Origin of the sequence: Roseomonas acroporae, assembly GCF_023223525.1 — a bacterium.
In the GTDB taxonomy this organism is placed as follows: domain Bacteria; phylum Pseudomonadota; class Alphaproteobacteria; order Acetobacterales; family Acetobacteraceae; genus Roseomonas_E; species Roseomonas_E acroporae.
Genome location: NZ_JALPRX010000046.1, coordinates 1 through 15,624 on the forward strand (window position 1 = coordinate 1; position 15,624 = coordinate 15,624).

Consider the following 15,624-nt stretch of genomic DNA (forward strand, 5'->3'; position numbering starts at 1 on the left):
CCCGCCGCCGGGCCGCGGCTTGACGCGTCGGGGCCACGGCCGCAGCTTGCCCGGCCTTCGTACCGGAACGTCCAGAACCAGATGCGGCCGCCCGACGTGCCTCCCTCCCGCCCCCCAGCCCGATGCCGGGGCAGCGCGCCGCCATGATCCTCTCCCCGCTCTGGCTGCCGGCGACGCTGCTGGCGGCGCTGTGCCAGACCTGGCGCACCGCCATGCAGCAGAAGCTGCGCGGGCGGCTCTCGGTGAACGCGGCCGGCCTCGTGCGCTTCCTCTACGGCGCGCCGACGGCACTGGTGCTGCTACTCGGCTACTGGCTGGTGGCGGGCGGCACGCTGCCGGCGCTCACCTGGCGCTTCCTCGGCTTCGCGCTGCTGGCCGGGCTGTGCCAGATCCTGGCCACCAACCTGCTCATCATGGCCTTCGGCTACCGCAACTTCGCCGTCGGCACCGCCTACTCCAAGACCGAGGCGGCGCAGAGCGCGCTGATCGCCCTGGTCGCGCTGGGCGAGAACCTGCACCCGCTCTCCTGGGTCGGCATCGGCGTCGGGCTGTGCGGGGTGCTGGTGCTCTCGCTCGCGGGGCGGGAGCTGACGCCGCGCGGGCTGCTCGCCGCCACGGTGCAGCCGGCGGCGCTGTGCGGCCTCGGCGCCGGCTTCCTGTTCGGGCTGACGGCGGTGTTCATCAAGCTCGCCAACCAGAGCCTGATCGGGCCGGACCCGATCCTGCACGCGGTCTACGCGCTGTTCATCACCAACTCGATGCAGACCGTCATCCAGGGCGCCTACGTGGCGTGGCGGGAGCCGGCGCAGCTGCGCGCGGCGCTGACGAGCTGGCGCAGCTCCTCGCTGGTGGGCGTGCTCTCGGCGCTGGGCTCGGCGGGGTGGTGGACCGGCTTCGCGCTCGCGCCCGTGGCGCTGGTGCGCTCGGTCGGGCAGGTGGAGATGGTGTTCACCCTGCTGTTCAGCCGCTTCTACCTGAACGAGCGCCCCTCGCGCATCGAGGTGGCGGGGGCGCTGACCATCGTCGCCGGGGTGCTGCTGGTGGTGGCCGGGCGGTAGGGGCTCCGGGCGCCGCCGGCCGGGCGCGGTGGCCCGCGGATGGCCCCCCGGGGTGGCAATGGCGGAACTCGCCGCGTGGCGGTTTTCCCGGCGTGGCGGTTCCGGACAAATCGCCGTCCCGCCGCCGGGCCGTGGGCGGTACCCGCCCCGGACGGAGTTGCGGTACCCGCCCCGGACGGAGTTGCGGTACCCGCCCCGGACAGAGTTGCGGTACCCGTCCCGGACGGAGCGGCGGCGCCCGTTCCGGGCAGGGCGGTCGCGCCCGCTCCGGACGGTTCTCGCGCCGGGCCGGCTTGCGCGCGGCGGCATGGCGGCGCCAGGATTTCCGCCATGTCCGATCCCGCCGCACTCACCGCCACCGAAGCCGCGCGCGCGCTGCGCGCCGGCACCCTCACCGCCGCCGCGCTGGCCGAGGCGCTGCTCGACCGCGTCGCCGCGCGCGAGCCCGAATTGCGCGCCTTCGTGCACCACGACCCGGAGTCGGTGCGGCGCGCCGCCGCCCTGGCCGACCGGCGCGGCATGTCGGGGCCGCTGCACGGGCTGCATCTCGGCGTGAAGGACGTGCTGGACACGGCCGACATGCCGAGCGCCTACGGCTCGCCGATCTGGGCCGGGCACCGGCCGCGTTCCGACTCCGCCGCCGTGGCGCTGGCGCGCGACGCGGGGGCGGTGGTCGCGGGCAAGACCGTGACGACGGAGTTCGCCACCCGCACGCCCGGGCCGACGGCCAACCCGCTGAACCCGGCGCACACGCCGGGCGGCTCCTCCTCTGGCTCGGCGGCGGCGGTGGCGGCCGGGTTCTGCCACGCGGCCTACGGCACGCAGACGGCGGGCAGCATCGTGCGCCCGGCGGCCTATTGCGGCGTGGTCGGCTACAAGCCGAGCTACGGCAGCATCCACCGCGCCGGCATGAAGGTGATGAGCGAGAGCCTCGACACGATCGGCGTGCTGGCGCGCGGCGTGGCCGATTGCGCGCTGTTCGCCGGCGCCGTGGCGGGGCGCGACCTCGGCGACCCGGAGGTGCCGCCCGGCCGGGCGCCGCGCCTGCTGCTGACGCCGGGCTTCGAGCCGGGGGCGCTGGCGCCGGAGACGGCGGCGCTGCTGGCGCGCGTGGCCGATGCGGCGCGGCGCGCCGGGGCGGTGGTGGAGGACTGGGCGCTGCCGCCGGCGCTGCACGCGGCGGCGGCGGCGCATCCGGCGGTGATGAACATCGAGAGCGCGCAGGCCCTGGCCTGGGAGCTGCGCGCGGCGCGGGCGCAGGTCTCGGCGACGCTGCTGGAGAAGATGGACTGGGGCCGGTCGCAGCCGCCGGGCACGCTGGAGTCGGCGCGCGCGGCCTTCGCCGCCGGGCAGGCCGCCTTCCGCGACGCGCTGGAGGGATGGGACGCGGTGCTGACGCCGAGCGCGCCGGGCGAGGCGCCGGAAGGGCTGGGCTGGACCGGCGACCCGGTGTGCAACCTGCTCTGGACCGCGCTGCACGGCCCCTGCGTGACGGTGCCGGCCGGGGTGGGGCCGAAGGGGCTGCCGCTCGGCGTGCAGATCGTGACGCGGCCGGGCGAGGACCGGCAGGCGCTGGCCTGGGCGCGCTGGCTGCAGCACGCGCTGTAGCGGGCCTGCCGCGCGGCGGCCTCTGGACGCCGCCGCGGCCCGTGGTGCGGCGGCGGACACGGCCGCGTGAGGTGGTTGCGCGGCATGGCGCGCGGCACGTTATCGGTGGCATCGCAACGGCCGGAGGAGCCAGGCATGGCCGCCATCAAGCGCAACGCGACCGCCCGCTGGACGGGCACGGGCAAGGACGGCAAGGGGGCGCTGACCACGCAGAGCGGCGTGCTCTCGGACTCGCAGTACGGCTTCAACACGCGCTTCGAGAACGGCCCGGGCACCAACCCGGAGGAGCTGATCGCGGCGGCGCATGCGGGCTGCTTCACCATGGCGCTGGCCTTCCAGATCAGCGGCGCGGGCCACACGCCGGAGAGCCTGGAGACGAAGGCGGTGGTGAGCCTGGAGAAGGAAGGCGAGGGCTTCACCGTCACCGCCTCCGCGCTGACGCTGCACGGGGTGGTGCCGGGGATGTCGGAGGAGGAATTCCGCCGGCTCGCCGGCGTGGCGGAGAAGAACTGCCCGATCTCGAAGGTGCTGAACGCGAAGATCACGCTGGAGGCGACGTTCGGGTAGGGGCGGCGGGGGAGGGCGCCGCCCTCCCCCGCACCCCCGCCCGCCAAGGGGCGAAGCCCCCTTGGATCCCCCATGTCGGAGAGACATCCGGGGCGTTTCGACATCCCGGGCCCGAACGAACAGAGGTGCAGGAGGGCCTCGCCCTCCTGCCGGGATGGGTGCGGGAAGGGCAGAGCCCTTCCCGCGGCGCCGGATGGGGGCCGAGAAAGGCGGAGCCTTCCCCGATGACCGTCATCCCCCGCACGCCGCCCGCAGCGCCGCGCGCTCGGCGCCGTAGTCGTTCATGTAGCGGCGCAGTTCCGCTTCGGCAGGCAGCCCGCCCAGCTCGCCCGCCGCGCGAAGCTGGCTGGCGGCGCCGTAGGGCACCGGGCGGACCGGGCAGGCGCTAGAAGCGGCCGTTCCGCAGCCGGCGGTCAAGGCCATCGCCGCGAAACTCAGCGGCAGCGCGATTCGCGGCATCGTTGGTCTCCATCGCGTGTTCGAGGGTGGCGCGCCGGGCGGCGGCGGCGCCGTCTGTGTGGCCGGCGAGGTAGGCGCCGCCCAGGGTCGCGCCGAGCAGCAGCAGCGTGGCGAGCGCGGTGCCGGCGAGCAGGGCCGGACGGCCGAGGCCGAGGGCGGCGATCACGGCGCGACGCCCGCGCGGAGGAAGCCCTCGCGCTGCGCCGCCATGTCCCAGGCAGGATCGGTGGGCTTGCCCTCGTGCCGGCGGATGGCGTTGCCGAGGGCGGTCATCACCGCGAGACGGCGCGGGTCGATCGCCTCGTCGCGGCTGATGCCGAGCTTCGCGCAGACGCCGGCGACGTAGGCCCCGGTGTCGTTGCCGTCGACGCCGGGCGGGGCCCAGACGCCGATGATGGCGGGGACGGTGCGCCTGCCCTGCTTCGCGAGCTGGAGGATGCGCGTCGCCATGGCCTGCCAGCCATGCATCTCCGTGCCGAAGACGCAGAACGGGCCGAGCGGGGCGGTGTCGGTCGCGACCAGCCCGTCGGGCGCCCAGGAGGAGGGCGGGCGCAGGTTGCCGGGGTTGCGGTTGCGCCAGGCGCGGCTTTCCCGGCCGACCGTGCCGCGCGGGCCAGGAGGGATGGCGGCGGGCTGGCGGGCCGCGGCGGCGAGGGGCGCCGCGGACGGCGCCGCCTCGGTGGTGGCGGCCGGTTGGCCGGCGGCCGCGGGGATGGTCCGCAGCCGGCCGGTGAGGACGCCGATCGCGTCGAGCAGCCTCATGGCGTCTCCTCCCGCCGGGCCTGCCGCATCAGGATGAGAGCGGCGCAGGCGACCAGCCCCTGCGCCCGCTCCATGCGGCCCTGCCACTCGCCGAGCGTCTGGGCGTCGGCCAGCAGCGGCAGCACGAAGGTGACGGCCACGCCGGTCAGGCCGGCCCAGGTGCTGGCCTCCTGCAACCGGGCATGCCACCAGCGGCGCATCAGCCGAGCCTCGCGGCGAGGCGGGTGGCGGCGCCACGGGCAAGGGTGGCGAGGCGGGCGAGGGCGTCGCGGGTGGCCTCGGGGAAGGCGGCGCCGAGGGCCAGGGCGGCCATCGACAGCAGAAGAGTGGCGAGCATCGGTCGGGGCTCCTTCGGGGCGGGGTCAGCGGGCCGTCTGGCAGGCGGCGGGGTGCGGCCGCGGCGGTGTGGGCGGCCGCTCGCGCTGCTCGCGCGCGGCGCCGGAGAGGCCGGCGGCGAGGGCGGCGGCGACGATCAGCGCCGACCAGCCCAGCGCCTCGCGCGTGCGCGGGAGCATGTCCGGCAACAGGCGGTCGGCGAGGCTTGCCGGGTGCGGCCGGCCGGGGCGCAGCGGTCGGGGGTGCAGCGGGCGGGGGCGGCGCGGGCCGTGGGGCCAGAGGAAGGGGGGATCGTTGTGCGCCATGGGCGGGGCACTCCTCTGTTGCACCCTTCCTTAATATGATTTTCTTCCTATGTCAAGAAATTGTAGGTTTTTGGTCCTTGATGGTGGGGATGGACCTCGCGGCGGCGGGGGGCTACAGCGCCGCCGTGCCGACCCCATCCCCACCGCCGAGCGTGGTTCCCGCGGGGAATTCCCTGGCGACATCCCTGGCGACATCCCTGGCCGCCGCGCCCCTGGCGGCCGCATCCGGTCCGCCGCGGCCCGCCCTGGCCTCGGCGGCGGGCGCGCCCGTGGTGCTGCAGGTGCTGCCGGCGCTGATCTCGGGCGGGGTGGAGCGGGGCACGCTGGAGATCGCGGCGGCGCTGCGCGCGGCGGGGATGCGGCCGCTGGTGGCCTCGGCGGGCGGCAGGCTGGTCGGGCCGCTGGAGGCGCTGGGGGCGCGGCACGTGACGCTGCCGCTCGACCGCAAGTCGCCGGCGGCGCTGTGGCGCAACGCCGGGGCGCTGGCGCGGCTGGCGCGGGAGGAGGGGGTGGCGATCGTCCATGCCCGCTCGCGCGCGCCGGCCTGGTCGGCGCTGGCGGCGGCGCGGCGCGCGGGGTGCCGCTTCGTCACCACCTATCACGGCAGCTACAACGAGGGCTTCCCGGGCAAGCGCCTCTACAATTCGGTGATGGCGCGCGGCGAGCGGGTGATCGCGATCAGCCGCTTCATCGCGGAACTGGTCGCGGCGCGGCACGGGGTGGGGCCGGAGCGGCTGCGGGTGATCCCGCGCGGGGTCGATCCAGACCTGTTCGACCCCGCGCCGTTCGGCCGGGACGGGGCCGGTCGGGATGGGGCCGGTCGGGACGGGGCTGGTCGGGACGGGGCGCCGGCGGCGCGCGTCGCGGCGCTGCGGGCGGCCTGGGGCGTGCCGGAAGGCCGGCCCGTGGTGCTGCTGCCGGGGCGGCTGACGCGCTGGAAGGGGCAGGCGGTGCTGGTGGAGGCGATGGCGGCGGTGCCCGGCGCCGTCGCGCTGCTGGTGGGCGGCGCCGAGGGGAAGCCGGCCTTCCGGGCGGAGCTGGAGGCGATGATCGCCGCGCGCGGCCTCGGCGGCCGCGTGCTGCTCACGGGCGGCACCGACGACATGCCGGCGGCGCTGGCCATGGCCGACGTGGCGGTGAACGCCTCGACCGACCCGGAGGCGTTCGGGCGCACGGTGATCGAGGCGCAGGCCATGGCGCTGCCGGTGATCGCCACCGACCATGGCGGGGCGCGCGAGACGGTCGAGGAGGGCGTGACCGGCTGGCGCGTGCCGCCGGGCGACGTGCCGGCCCTGGCGGCGGCGCTGCGCCGGGCGCTGGCGATGCCGGCCGAGGCGCGGGCGGCGATGGGCGCGCGGGCGCGCGCGGCGGTGCTGGCGGGCCACACCACGGCGGCGATGCAGCGCGCGACGCTGGACGTGTACCGGGAGCTGCTGTGACGGCGGCGCGGGCGGTGTCCGGCAGGGCGGCGGGCGGGGCGCGCGAGCGCATCCTGGTCATCAAGCTCGCGGCGCTCGGCGACTTCGTGCAGGCCTTCGGGCCCTTCGCGGCGATCCGCGCGCACCATCCGCGCGCCGAGATCACGCTGCTGACCACGCCGCCCTACGCGGCGCTGGCCGGAGGCGCGCCCTGGTTCGACCGGGTGTGGACCGAGGGCCGGCCGCGCTGGCGCGAATTCGGCGCGCTGTGGCGGCTCCTGCGCCGGCTGCGCGGCAGCGGCTTCTCGCGCGTCTACGACCTGCAGACCTCCTCGCGCTCCTCCCGCTACCGCGCCTTCCTGCCGCGGCGGGTGGACTGGTCCGGCATCGCGCGCGGCGCCTCGCACCCGCACGGCAACCCGGACCGCGACCGCATGCACACGCTGGACCGGCAGCGCGAGCAGCTCGAGATGGCCGGGCTGACGCATTTCCCGGAGCCCGATCTCGGCTGGCTGGACGCCGATCTCTCGCGCTTCGCGCTGCCGCCGCGCTACACGCTGCTGATGCCCGGGGCCTCGGCGACGCGGCCGGGCAAGCGCTGGCCGGCGGAACGCTTTGCGGCGCTGGCGGCGGGGCTCGGCATGCCGTCGGTGGTGGTCGGCACGCGCGGCGAGGCGCCGCTCGGCGCCGCGATCGCGCAGGCCGTGCCGGGAACGCTGGACCTGACCGGGCGGACCGGCATCCCCGATCTCGCGGCGCTGGCGCGCGGCGCGGCGCTCGCGGTCGGCAACGACACCGGGCCGACGCATCTGGTGGCCGCCATCGGCTGCCCGACGCTCGCGCTGTTCGGCGCCGAGAGCGACCCGGCGCTGTGCGCGCCGCGCGGCCGGTCGGTGGCGATCCTGCGCCACGCCCCGCTCGCCGCGCTGGAGGTGACGGCGGTGCGGGCGGCGCTGGACGGGCTGCTGGCGGGGGATTGATACCGGTCCGCGCAAGTCCCGACTTGTGCGGACCGGTATCGCGCGCGGGGTTGGTGGGGCGGCCGTGCGCAGAACCGACGAAGCATGCGGACCCGCATGAGGCGCGGCGCGCCCCGCGATCAGGGCCGTTCCGCGCCGCTCAGCCCGTCCAGCCCGCCGGCGCGGAACCAGCGGTAGCCGTAGGGCTCCATCAGGATGCGGTGCTTCCCGCCCTTCTCCGGCCGGCTGTGGTCGCCGGAGAGCAGGTTGACCAGCGGCACGCCCTCGGTGCCGCCGTCGAGCAGGATCTCGCAGGGGGCGGCGCCGAGATTGTGCACGAAGACCGAGGCGGCGCCGCGCCATTCGTAGCGCATCGCCAGCACGGCCGGCGTCCCGGTCGGCAGCAGCGAGAAGTCGCCCCAGCCGATCTCGGGCACCTCCTTGCGCATGCGGATGATGCGCTCCATCCAGTTCAGCATCGAGTTCGGGTCCCGCCGCTGCTCGGCGACGTTGACGTGCGCGTAGCCGTAGGGCCCCTCGGCGATCACCGGCGAGACGGTGCGCGCGGCGCGGCTGAAGCCGCCCTGCGGCGCGTCCGACCACTGCATCGGCGTGCGCGCGCATTGGCGCTCGGGCAGGGAGAGGTCGTCGCCCATGGCGATCTCGTCGCCGTAGCGCAGCACCGGCGTGCCGGGCAGGGTGAACATCAGGCTGTAGGCCAGCTCCAGCCGGCGCCGGTCGCCCTGGAGCATCGGCGCCAGGCGGCGGCGTATGCCGCGGCCGTAGAGCTGCATCGACCGCTCGGGGCCGAAGGCGTCGAACACCGCCTGCCGGCGCGCCTCGCTGAGTCGGCCGAGGTCCAGCTCGTCGTGGTTGCGCAGGAAGGTGGCCCATTGCGCGGTGGCGGGGCGGGGCCTGGTCGTCGCCAGCGCCTTGGCGAGCGGCGCGGTGTCGGCGGCGGCCAGGGCGTAGAACAGCGCCTGGTTGACCTGGAAGTTGAACATCATGTGCATCCGGTCGCCGTCATTGCCGAAATAGGCCATGTCCGTCCGCGGCAGCACGTTGGCCTCGGCCAGGATGATCGCGTCGCCCTCGCGCCACTGCAGGAATTCGCGGAAGGTGCGGAGCATGTCGTACTGCTCCGTGGGCTTGCGGACGTCCGGGCCCTTGGTGGCGATCACGAAGGGCACCGCGTCCATGCGGAAGCCGGAGACGCCGAGCTGCAGCCAGAAGCCCATGATCTTTAGGATCTCGGCCTGCACGGCGGGGTTCGACGTGTCGAGGTCCGGCTGGAACTCGTAGAAGCGGTGGAAGTAGTACTCGCCTGCGATGGCGTCGCGGGTCCAGGTGGTCTTCTGCACGCCGGGGAAGACCATGCCCTGCTTCGCGTTCTTCGGCCGCCGGCGGGACCAGACGTACCAGTCGCGGTAGGGTGAATCCGGGTCGCGCCGCGCCTCCTGGAACCAGGGGTGCTGGTCCGAGGTGTGGTTCACCACGAGGTCGATCAGCACCCGCATGCCGCGCTGGCGGCAGCCATGGGTGAACTCGACGAAGTCGCCGAGGGTGCCGAAGCGCGGATCGACGCCGTAGTGGTCCGAGATGTCGTAGCCGTCGTCGCGCTGCGGCGAGGGCTGGAAGGGCATCAGCCAGATCGCGTCGACGCCCAGGCCGTGCAGGTAGTCGAGCCGGCGGATCAGCCCGCGGAAGTCGCCGATCCCGTCGCCGTTGCCGTCCTGGAAGGTCTCCACGGACAGGCAGTAGATCACCGCGTTCTTGTACCACAGGTCGTTGATCACCACTCCGCCCCCGTCCTGCTTGCGCCCGCGCATCAAAGCACGGACAAGGCGAACGTTGCCCGTGCCCCGCGCGTTGCGGGCGGGATTCCGGCGGAGGCGGCGATGGCGGAACCGGCCTGGTGGCAGCGCGGCATCATCTACCAGATCTACCCGCGCTCCTTCGGCGACTTGGACGGCGACGGCATCGGCGACCTTGCCGGCATCGCGGCGCGGCTGGACCATCTGGTGCGGCTCGGCGTGGACGCGCTGTGGCTCTCGCCGATCTACCCCTCGCCCATGGCCGATTTCGGCTACGACGTGGCCGACTACGAGGGCATCGACCCGATCTTCGGCACGCTGGCCGACTTCGACGCGCTGGTGGCGGCGGCGCATGCGCGCGGCCTGCGCGTGCTGCTCGACTTCGTGCCGAACCACAGCTCGGACCGGCATCCCTGGTTCCTGGAGAGCCGCACCTCGCGCAGCGCGCCGAGGCGGCGCTGGTACGTCTGGCGCGATCCGGCGCCCGGCGGCGGCCCCCCCAACAACTGGCTCAGCCATTTCGGCGGCGGCGCCTGGGCGTGGGACCAGGCGACCGGGCAGTACTACCTGCACTCCTTCCTCAAGGAGCAGCCGGACCTGAACTGGCGCAACCCGGAGGTGCGGCGCGCCATGTACGGCGCGCTGCGCTTCTGGCTGGCGCGCGGCGTGGACGGGTTCCGCGTGGACGTGCTCTGGCTGCTGATGAAGGACGCGCTGTTCCGCGACAACCCGCCCAACCCCGCCTGGAAGCCCGGCGACCGCGAGCACGACCGCCTGCTGCCGCTGCACGACGCCGACCAGCCGGAGACGCTGGACCTCGTGATGGAGATGCGCGCGGTGCTGGACGAGTACCCGGACCGGGTGCTGATCGGCGAGATCTACCTGCCGGTGGAGCGGCTCGTCGCCTATTACGGCCGCGACCTGAAGGGCGCGCACCTGCCCTTCAACTTCCAGCTCATCGGCGCCGCCTGGAACGCGGCCAACATCGCGCGGCTGGTGGCCGAGTACGAGGCGGCGCTGCCCGCGGGCGCCTGGCCCAACTGGGTGCTCGGCAACCACGACCAGCACCGCATCGCGACGCGGATCGGCGCGGCGCAGGCGCGCGTCGCCGCCATGCTGCTGCTGACGCTGCGCGGCACGCCGACGATCTACTACGGCGAGGAGCTGGGCCTGACCGACGTGCCGATCCCACCGGAGGCGGTGTGGGACCCGGCGGAGCGCAACGAGCCGGGCCTCGGCCTGGGGCGCGACCCGGAGCGCACGCCGATGCCGTGGGACGGCACGCCGGGCGCGGGCTTCACCACCGGCACGCCCTGGCTGCCGGTCGGCGCCGACCGGGACGTGCTGAACGTGGCGGCGGAGGAGCGGGACCCGGCCTCGATGCTGCACCTCTACCGCGCGCTGACCGGGCTGCGGCGCGGTTCCGAGGCGCTGACGCTGGGGGCGCTGGAGGGGCTGCGGGCCGAGGGCGAGGTGCTGCGCTACGTCCGGCGCGGCGCCGGGGAGCGGCTGGCGGTGCTGCTGAACCTCGGGCACGCGCCGCAGTCGGTGGCGGAGGTGGCGGGCGAGGTGCTGCTCTCGACGCATGGCGACCGGCCGGGCGAGGCGGTGCCCGGCACGCTGCCGCTGCGGCCGGCGGAGGGCGTGGTGATGCGGCTGGCGGCGTAGCGGCCGGGGCGGCGCGGCCCCCTGGGTGTCGGGATGGTCCACCCGATCCAGGGCATTCGCCGGCCCGGCGGGGGTTCCGTCCGGCGGCGATCCGCCCGGTGACGACACCCAGGAGCGATCCACCCGGGGGCGATCTACCCGGGGGCGATCCGCCCGGGCCGGGGGTCAGCCCGGCGTGAAGTAGGGCGCGAGGTTGCGCCGGATGCGCGCCAGCACCGGTTCGCCCACCGGCGGGGGCACGAATTCCCGGCCGGTGATCATCTCGTAGGCGCGGATGTAGACCGCCGCCGTGTCCAGCACGAGCGCGGGCGGGATCGCCGGGATCGGGTCCCGGTACGGGTCGCAGCGCGCCGCCACCCAGCTCCGCACGAAGTCCTTGTCGAAGCTCTCCGGCGCCTCGCCGCGCGCGAAGCGCTCCGGGTAGCTCGCCGCCATCCAGTAGCGGCTGCTGTCGGGGGTGTGGATCTCGTCGGCCAGCACGATCTCCCCGGCCGCGTCCGTGCCGAACTCGTACTTGGTGTCGGCCAGGATCAGGCCGCGCTCCGCCGCCATCGCCTGGCCGCGCGCGAACAGCGCCAGGGCGTAGGCCGAAAGCCGCTCCCACTGCGCCGGCGTCAGCAGGCCGCGTTCCAGGATCTCCGCCGCCGAGAGCGGCTCGTCATGGCCGCCATCCATCGCCTTGGTGGTGGGGGTGATGACGGGCTCGGGCAGGCGCTCGTTGTCGCGCAGCCCGTCCGGCAGGCGCAGCCCGTACATCTCCCGCTGCCCGGCCTTGTACATGGTGCGGATCGAGGTGCCGGTGGTGCCGGCGAGGTAGCCACGCACCACGATCTCCACCGGCAGGATCGAGAGCCGCCGCCCCACCACCACGTTCGGGTCCGGGTATTCCAGCACGTGGTTCGGGCAGATGTCGCCCGTCGCCTCGAACCAGTGCCGCGCCGTCTGGGTCAGCACCTGCCCCTTGAGCGGGATCTCGGCCAGGATGCGGTCGAAGGCGCTGAGCCGGTCGGTGGCGACCAGGATGCGCCGCCCGTCGGGCAGGTCGTAATTGTCGCGCACCTTGCCGCGGTAGTGGCCGGGCAGCTCCGGGATCGTCGCGTCGCCGAGCACCTGCTGCGCATACGCGTCGAGCGACTTGCGATCCATGTCGTCCCTATCCACCCAGGAAGCAGGCCGCCGGTTCTAGAGCATTTTCAAGCTGGGTGTACTCACCCGGCGACCCGGAAAACGCGAAAGACCAGAAGGCTGGAGCCGTTCCGGCCTGATACGGTCAGGCCGGAACGGCTATAGGGCAATTCCGCGGCGGGCGGAAACCGCCGGGCGCGCGGGCCCCTCTCCCGCCCCTCCCCGGCGGCCGCGCCGCCACCGGCCGGCCGGTCAGTGCGCCGGCGCCACGCGCTGGCTCATCAGGCACGCCACCACCACCACCGCCGCCCCGAGCAGCAGCGCCGGCCGCGGCAGCACGCCCCAGAACAGCAGGTCCAGCGCCAGCGACCACACCAGCGCCGAGAATTCCAGCGGCGCCAGCCGCGACGCCGGCGCCTGCCGGAAGGCCAGCGCGATGCTCACCGAGGCGCCGCCCCAGAGCAGCCCGGACATCGCCAGCAGCCCCCAGTCCGCCCCCTGCGGCGCCTGCCACTCCCCCAGCGCGAAGGGCAGCAGCAGCACCGTGCCGAGCAGGCAGGGCCAGAGCAGCAGCCGCGCCAGCCCGTGCTCGCCGCGCAGCCGGCGGTTCACCGTCATCACCGTCGCGTGGCACAGGCTGCCGAGCAGCGCGGCGAGGTAGGCCCGCCAGTCGCCCCCCGCCGCGAGCTGCGGCGCGACCGCCAGCGCCACGCCGCCGAAGCCCACGGCGCACCAGCCCCACACCGCCGCCGGCACCTTCTCGCGCAGCGCCAGCGCCGACATGGCGAGGCCGAGGAAGGGCGCGGTGAAGAACATCAGGTAGCCTTCCGCCAGCGACAGGCGCGAGAAGGCGAAGTAGTAGCTGACCGAGGCCCCCACGGCGGCGGCGCTGCGCAGCAGGTGCAGTCCCGGCCGGCCCGTGCCGAGCGGCCCCGCGAGGCGCGGCAGCAGCAGCGCCAGCAGCAGCACGGCGAGCAGGCCGGAGACGCAGCGCGCCCCCACCACCTGCGCCAGCCCGTAGCCGGCGGAGAGCCATTTCGTGTTGGTGTCGAGCAGCGCGTACAGCCCGATCCCGGCCAGCATCAGCGCCGGACCGCCCATCTTCCCCATCCCTGTCTGGCCGCATTCCGGGACGGCGGACCGTCGCCCGGCGCCGGGAGGCGGCGTCGGGAGGGTCCGCCCGGGAGAGATGCGCGAAAGCCGGGCCGCCACGGCGCCGGCGGCGCGCCCCTCGGCGCGACCGGGGCGGTTCTGGCGTTCCCGGGCGGGGCGGTCAACCCGAGCGCCGCCGGGCCTGCGCGGCAGCCGTGCCGGCGGGGAAAGCCGGAGGCACGGAACCGGCCGGGCGGCGTCCGGGCGCGCCCCGCCCAGCCGTCCCGGCAGCCCAGCCATCGCCCGCCGAGCCTTTCCCTGCGCGGCATCCTGCGGCACACAGCCGGTCCCATGACACCCGGCCTCGCCTCCGCCCTGATGCCGCTGATCCGCGGCATGGACCCCGAAACCGCGCATGGCTGGGGCCTGCGCGCGCTGCGCGCCGGCCTCGTCGGGCGGGACCGGACGCCGGACGACCCGCTGCTGGCCAGCACCGCCCTGGGCCTGCGCTTCCGCAACCCGATCGGCCTGGCCGCCGGCTTCGACAAGGACGCGGTGGCGGTGCTGCCGCTGATGCGGCTCGGCTTCGGGCTGGTGGAGGCGGGCACCGTCACGCCGCGCCCGCAGCGCGGCAACCCGCGCCCGCGCATCTTCCGGCTGCCGGAGGAACGGGCGGTGATCAACCGGCTGGGCTTCAACAATGGCGGGCTGGACGCCTACGTGGCGCGCCTCGCCGCGCTGCGCCAACCGGGGGCCAGGCCGCTGCCGGCCGTGCTCGGCGCCAACATCGGCATCAACAAGGAGGGAGCCGACCCGGCGCGCGACTACCCCGACCTCTACGCCGCCGTGGCGCCGCATGCCGACTACGTGGTGGTCAACGTCTCCTCGCCCAACACGCCGGGGCTGCGCGACCTGCAGGGGGAGGCGCAGCTCGCCGCCATCCTCGGCGCGGTGTCGGCGCGCCGGGCCACGCTGCCGCGCCGGCCGCCGCTGCTGGTCAAGCTCGCGCCCGACCTCGCGCCCGGGGCGCTGCCGCCGATCGTCGAGGCCTGCGTCGCGCACGGCGTCGAGGGGCTGATCATCTCGAACACCACCATCGCGCGGCCGCCCGACCTGCGCGGCGCGCATCGCGGCGAGTCGGGCGGCCTGTCCGGCCCGCCGCTCCTCGCCGCCTCGACCGACATGCTGCGCGCGGCGTTCCGCCTGTCGCGCAACCGCCTCGTGCTGATCGGCGCGGGCGGGGTGGACAGCGGGGCCACGGCCTATGCGAAGATCCGCGCCGGCGCCTCGCTGGTGCAGCTCTACGCCGCCTTCGCCTATGACGGCCCGGCGCTGGTGGGGCGCATCCGGCGCGAGCTGGCCGCGTTGCTGCGCCGCGACGGCTTCACGAGCCTCGCCCAGGCCGTGGGCGTGGATGCGTTCGCCCGGCACACGGGCGCGGATGCCGTCGCCCGGCCCGCTGGCGCGGCTGGCCGGGACCGGGAGGGGAGGGGAGGGGAGCAGGCCACGGAAGCGGATGCGGCCGCCCCCGCCGGGGGCACGGATCGGGGAGTGGCGTGAATGCGTATCCTGGACGGCATCGGCGGCCTCGCCGGGCGCTACGACGGCTTCGTGCTCGACCTCTGGGGCGTGGTGCATGACGGGGCGCAGCCCTATCCCGGCGTGCTCGACGCGCTGGCGCGGCTGCGCGCGCTCGGCAAGCGGGTGTGCTTCCTGACCAACGCGCCGCGCCGCGCCGCGCTGATCGCGGCGCAGATCGGCCGCATGGGCGTGACCCCCGAGCTCTACGACGGCATCATGAGCTCGGGCGAGCTGACCTGGCGCTATCTCGATGCGCGCCGCACGCCGCGGGCCGATCCGTGGTTCGCGCGCCTCGGATCCCGCGCCTTCCACATCGGTCCGGCGCGTGAGCATCGCGGCCTGCTCGACGGGCTCGGCATCGACGTGGCCGCGACGCCGGACGCGGCCGACTTCGTGCTCAACACCGGCCCCGACCCGGAACGCGGCCCGCTCAGCGTCGAGCCCTACCTGCCGATCCTCGCCGAGTGCGCGCGGCACCGCCTGCCCATGCTCTGCGTCAACCCGGACCGCGCCGTGATGGTGCGCGGCCAGCGGCTGATCTGCGCCGGGGCGCTGAGCGAACGCTACCAGATCGACCATGGCGGCGACGTGTTCGAGGTCGGCAAGCCCGACCCGCAGGTCTATCCGCCGGTGCTGGAGGTGCTCGGCATCGCGGACCGCTCGCGCGTGCTGGCGGTGGGCGACACGCCGCACACCGATCTCGCCGGCGCCGAGGCGGCCGGGCTGGACGCCGCCTGGGCGCTCACCGGCCTCGCCGGCGACGAGCACGGCGAGGATCCGAGCCCCGAGCTGCTCGCCAAGGCGCTGGCGGTGCACGCGCTGACGCCGGTCGCCGCGATCCGCGCGCTGCGCTGGTAGCGTGGGCGCCGTCG

The 15,624-nt window shown here is 75.3% G+C and carries 17 protein-coding genes; 8 read left to right on the plus strand and 9 right to left on the minus strand.

Annotated features, from left to right (window positions below):
* Positions 1-143 precede the first annotated feature (143 nt).
* The 3 genes from M0638_RS11145 to M0638_RS11155 all read left to right on the plus strand — a co-directional run bounded on the left by M0638_RS11145 (position 144) and on the right by M0638_RS11155 (position 3,233).
* On the plus strand, positions 144-1,058 hold the full coding sequence (locus tag M0638_RS11145) for a DMT family transporter (protein ID WP_248667062.1): 915 nt from the start codon (positions 144-146) through the stop codon (positions 1,056-1,058).
* Positions 1,059-1,388: 330 nt separating this feature from the next.
* On the plus strand, positions 1,389-2,666 hold the full coding sequence (locus M0638_RS11150) for an amidase (RefSeq protein ID WP_248667063.1): 1,278 nt from the start codon (positions 1,389-1,391) through the stop codon (positions 2,664-2,666).
* A 135-nt stretch (positions 2,667-2,801) separates the two neighbouring features.
* On the plus strand, positions 2,802-3,233 hold the full coding sequence (locus M0638_RS11155) for an OsmC family protein (RefSeq protein ID WP_248667064.1): 432 nt from the start codon (positions 2,802-2,804) through the stop codon (positions 3,231-3,233).
* Between the two features lie 231 nt (positions 3,234-3,464).
* On the opposite strand, the gene M0638_RS28810 is transcribed toward M0638_RS11155, so the two are convergent.
* The 6 genes from M0638_RS28810 to M0638_RS11180 are packed head-to-tail and all read right to left on the minus strand — an operon-like array spanning position 3,465 to position 5,095.
* Positions 3,465-3,599, minus strand: coding sequence for a hypothetical protein (locus tag M0638_RS28810; protein WP_282571957.1), 135 nt, complete (start codon positions 3,597-3,599; stop codon positions 3,465-3,467).
* Between the two features lie 19 nt (positions 3,600-3,618).
* Positions 3,619-3,858 (minus strand): hypothetical protein, encoded by a 240-nt coding sequence (locus tag M0638_RS11160; protein ID WP_248667065.1) that lies wholly within the window; start codon positions 3,856-3,858, stop codon positions 3,619-3,621.
* Positions 3,855-4,454 carry a hypothetical protein gene (locus tag M0638_RS11165; protein WP_248667066.1) on the minus strand — a complete coding sequence of 200 codons (600 nt, stop codon included), beginning with the start codon at positions 4,452-4,454 and terminating at the stop codon, positions 3,855-3,857. Before M0638_RS11165 ends, M0638_RS11160 begins: the two co-directional genes overlap by 4 nt.
* Positions 4,451-4,654 (minus strand): hypothetical protein, encoded by a 204-nt coding sequence (locus M0638_RS11170; RefSeq protein ID WP_248667067.1) that lies wholly within the window; start codon positions 4,652-4,654, stop codon positions 4,451-4,453. The genes M0638_RS11165 and M0638_RS11170 overlap by 4 nt, the downstream gene beginning before the upstream one ends.
* Positions 4,654-4,791, minus strand: a complete 138-nt coding sequence (locus tag M0638_RS11175; protein ID WP_248667068.1) for a hypothetical protein — start codon at positions 4,789-4,791, stop codon at positions 4,654-4,656. Before M0638_RS11175 ends, M0638_RS11170 begins: the two co-directional genes overlap by 1 nt.
* Positions 4,792-4,816: 25 nt before the next feature.
* Complete coding sequence (locus tag M0638_RS11180; protein WP_248667069.1) at positions 4,817-5,095, minus strand: hypothetical protein; 279 nt, start codon at positions 5,093-5,095, stop codon at positions 4,817-4,819.
* A gap of 80 nt (positions 5,096-5,175) precedes the next feature.
* Between M0638_RS11180 and M0638_RS11185 the strand changes: the two genes are divergently transcribed.
* The gene (locus M0638_RS11185) at positions 5,176-6,534 is read left to right on the plus strand and encodes a glycosyltransferase family 4 protein (RefSeq protein ID WP_282571958.1); all 1,359 of its coding nucleotides are present in this window, start codon (positions 5,176-5,178) and stop codon (positions 6,532-6,534) included.
* 14 nt (positions 6,535-6,548) lie between these two features.
* Positions 6,549-7,493, plus strand: a complete 945-nt coding sequence (locus tag M0638_RS11190; protein WP_248667145.1) for a glycosyltransferase family 9 protein — start codon at positions 6,549-6,551, stop codon at positions 7,491-7,493.
* A 119-nt stretch (positions 7,494-7,612) separates the two neighbouring features.
* On the opposite strand, the gene M0638_RS11195 is transcribed toward M0638_RS11190, so the two are convergent.
* Positions 7,613-9,271 (minus strand): alpha-amylase family protein, encoded by a 1,659-nt coding sequence (locus tag M0638_RS11195; protein WP_248667070.1) that lies wholly within the window; start codon positions 9,269-9,271, stop codon positions 7,613-7,615.
* A gap of 99 nt (positions 9,272-9,370) precedes the next feature.
* On the opposite strand from M0638_RS11195, the gene M0638_RS11200 reads away from it, so the two are divergent.
* The gene (locus M0638_RS11200; RefSeq protein WP_248667071.1) at positions 9,371-10,954 is read left to right on the plus strand and encodes an alpha-amylase family glycosyl hydrolase; all 1,584 of its coding nucleotides are present in this window, start codon (positions 9,371-9,373) and stop codon (positions 10,952-10,954) included.
* A gap of 165 nt (positions 10,955-11,119) precedes the next feature.
* On the opposite strand, the gene M0638_RS11205 is transcribed toward M0638_RS11200, so the two are convergent.
* Both M0638_RS11205 and M0638_RS11210 read right to left on the minus strand, forming a co-directional pair.
* Entirely contained in the window at positions 11,120-12,100 is a 981-nt protein-coding gene (locus M0638_RS11205; protein ID WP_248667072.1) for a phosphoribosylaminoimidazolesuccinocarboxamide synthase, read from the minus strand.
* Between the two features lie 231 nt (positions 12,101-12,331).
* Entirely contained in the window at positions 12,332-13,180 is an 849-nt protein-coding gene (locus tag M0638_RS11210; protein ID WP_248667073.1) for a DMT family transporter, read from the minus strand.
* 342 nt (positions 13,181-13,522) lie between these two features.
* Here M0638_RS11210 and M0638_RS11215 point away from each other — a divergent pair, with 342 nt between their 5' ends.
* Together M0638_RS11215 and M0638_RS11220 are read left to right on the plus strand one after the other, a co-directional pair.
* Positions 13,523-14,731, plus strand: a complete 1,209-nt coding sequence (locus M0638_RS11215) for a quinone-dependent dihydroorotate dehydrogenase (RefSeq protein WP_248667074.1) — start codon at positions 13,523-13,525, stop codon at positions 14,729-14,731.
* Entirely contained in the window at positions 14,732-15,610 is an 879-nt protein-coding gene (locus M0638_RS11220; RefSeq protein WP_248667075.1) for a TIGR01459 family HAD-type hydrolase, read from the plus strand.
* Positions 15,611-15,624: the final 14 nt, after the last annotated feature.

Excerpts from the sequence above, each read along its gene's own strand:
- M0638_RS11145 (WP_248667062.1), top strand. The coding sequence starts at position 144 with ATGATCCTCTCCCCGCTCTGGCTGCCGGCGACGCTGCTGGCGGCGCTG.
- M0638_RS11150 (WP_248667063.1), top strand. The coding sequence starts at position 1,389 with ATGTCCGATCCCGCCGCACTCACCGCCACCGAAGCCGCGCGCGCGCTG.
- M0638_RS11155 (WP_248667064.1), top strand. The coding sequence starts at position 2,802 with ATGGCCGCCATCAAGCGCAACGCGACCGCCCGCTGGACGGGCACGGGC.
- M0638_RS11165 (WP_248667066.1), bottom strand. The coding sequence starts at position 4,454 with ATGAGGCTGCTCGACGCGATCGGCGTCCTCACCGGCCGGCTGCGGACC.
- M0638_RS11170 (WP_248667067.1), bottom strand. The coding sequence starts at position 4,654 with ATGCGCCGCTGGTGGCATGCCCGGTTGCAGGAGGCCAGCACCTGGGCC.
- M0638_RS11175 (WP_248667068.1), bottom strand. The coding sequence starts at position 4,791 with ATGCTCGCCACTCTTCTGCTGTCGATGGCCGCCCTGGCCCTCGGCGCC.
- M0638_RS11180 (WP_248667069.1), bottom strand. The coding sequence starts at position 5,095 with ATGGCGCACAACGATCCCCCCTTCCTCTGGCCCCACGGCCCGCGCCGC.
- M0638_RS11185 (WP_282571958.1), top strand. The coding sequence starts at position 5,176 with ATGGTGGGGATGGACCTCGCGGCGGCGGGGGGCTACAGCGCCGCCGTG.
- M0638_RS11200 (WP_248667071.1), top strand. The coding sequence starts at position 9,371 with ATGGCGGAACCGGCCTGGTGGCAGCGCGGCATCATCTACCAGATCTAC.
- M0638_RS11205 (WP_248667072.1), bottom strand. The coding sequence starts at position 12,100 with ATGGATCGCAAGTCGCTCGACGCGTATGCGCAGCAGGTGCTCGGCGAC.
- M0638_RS11210 (WP_248667073.1), bottom strand. The coding sequence starts at position 13,180 with ATGGGCGGTCCGGCGCTGATGCTGGCCGGGATCGGGCTGTACGCGCTG.
- M0638_RS11215 (WP_248667074.1), top strand. The coding sequence starts at position 13,523 with ATGACACCCGGCCTCGCCTCCGCCCTGATGCCGCTGATCCGCGGCATG.
- M0638_RS11220 (WP_248667075.1), top strand. The coding sequence starts at position 14,732 with ATGCGTATCCTGGACGGCATCGGCGGCCTCGCCGGGCGCTACGACGGC.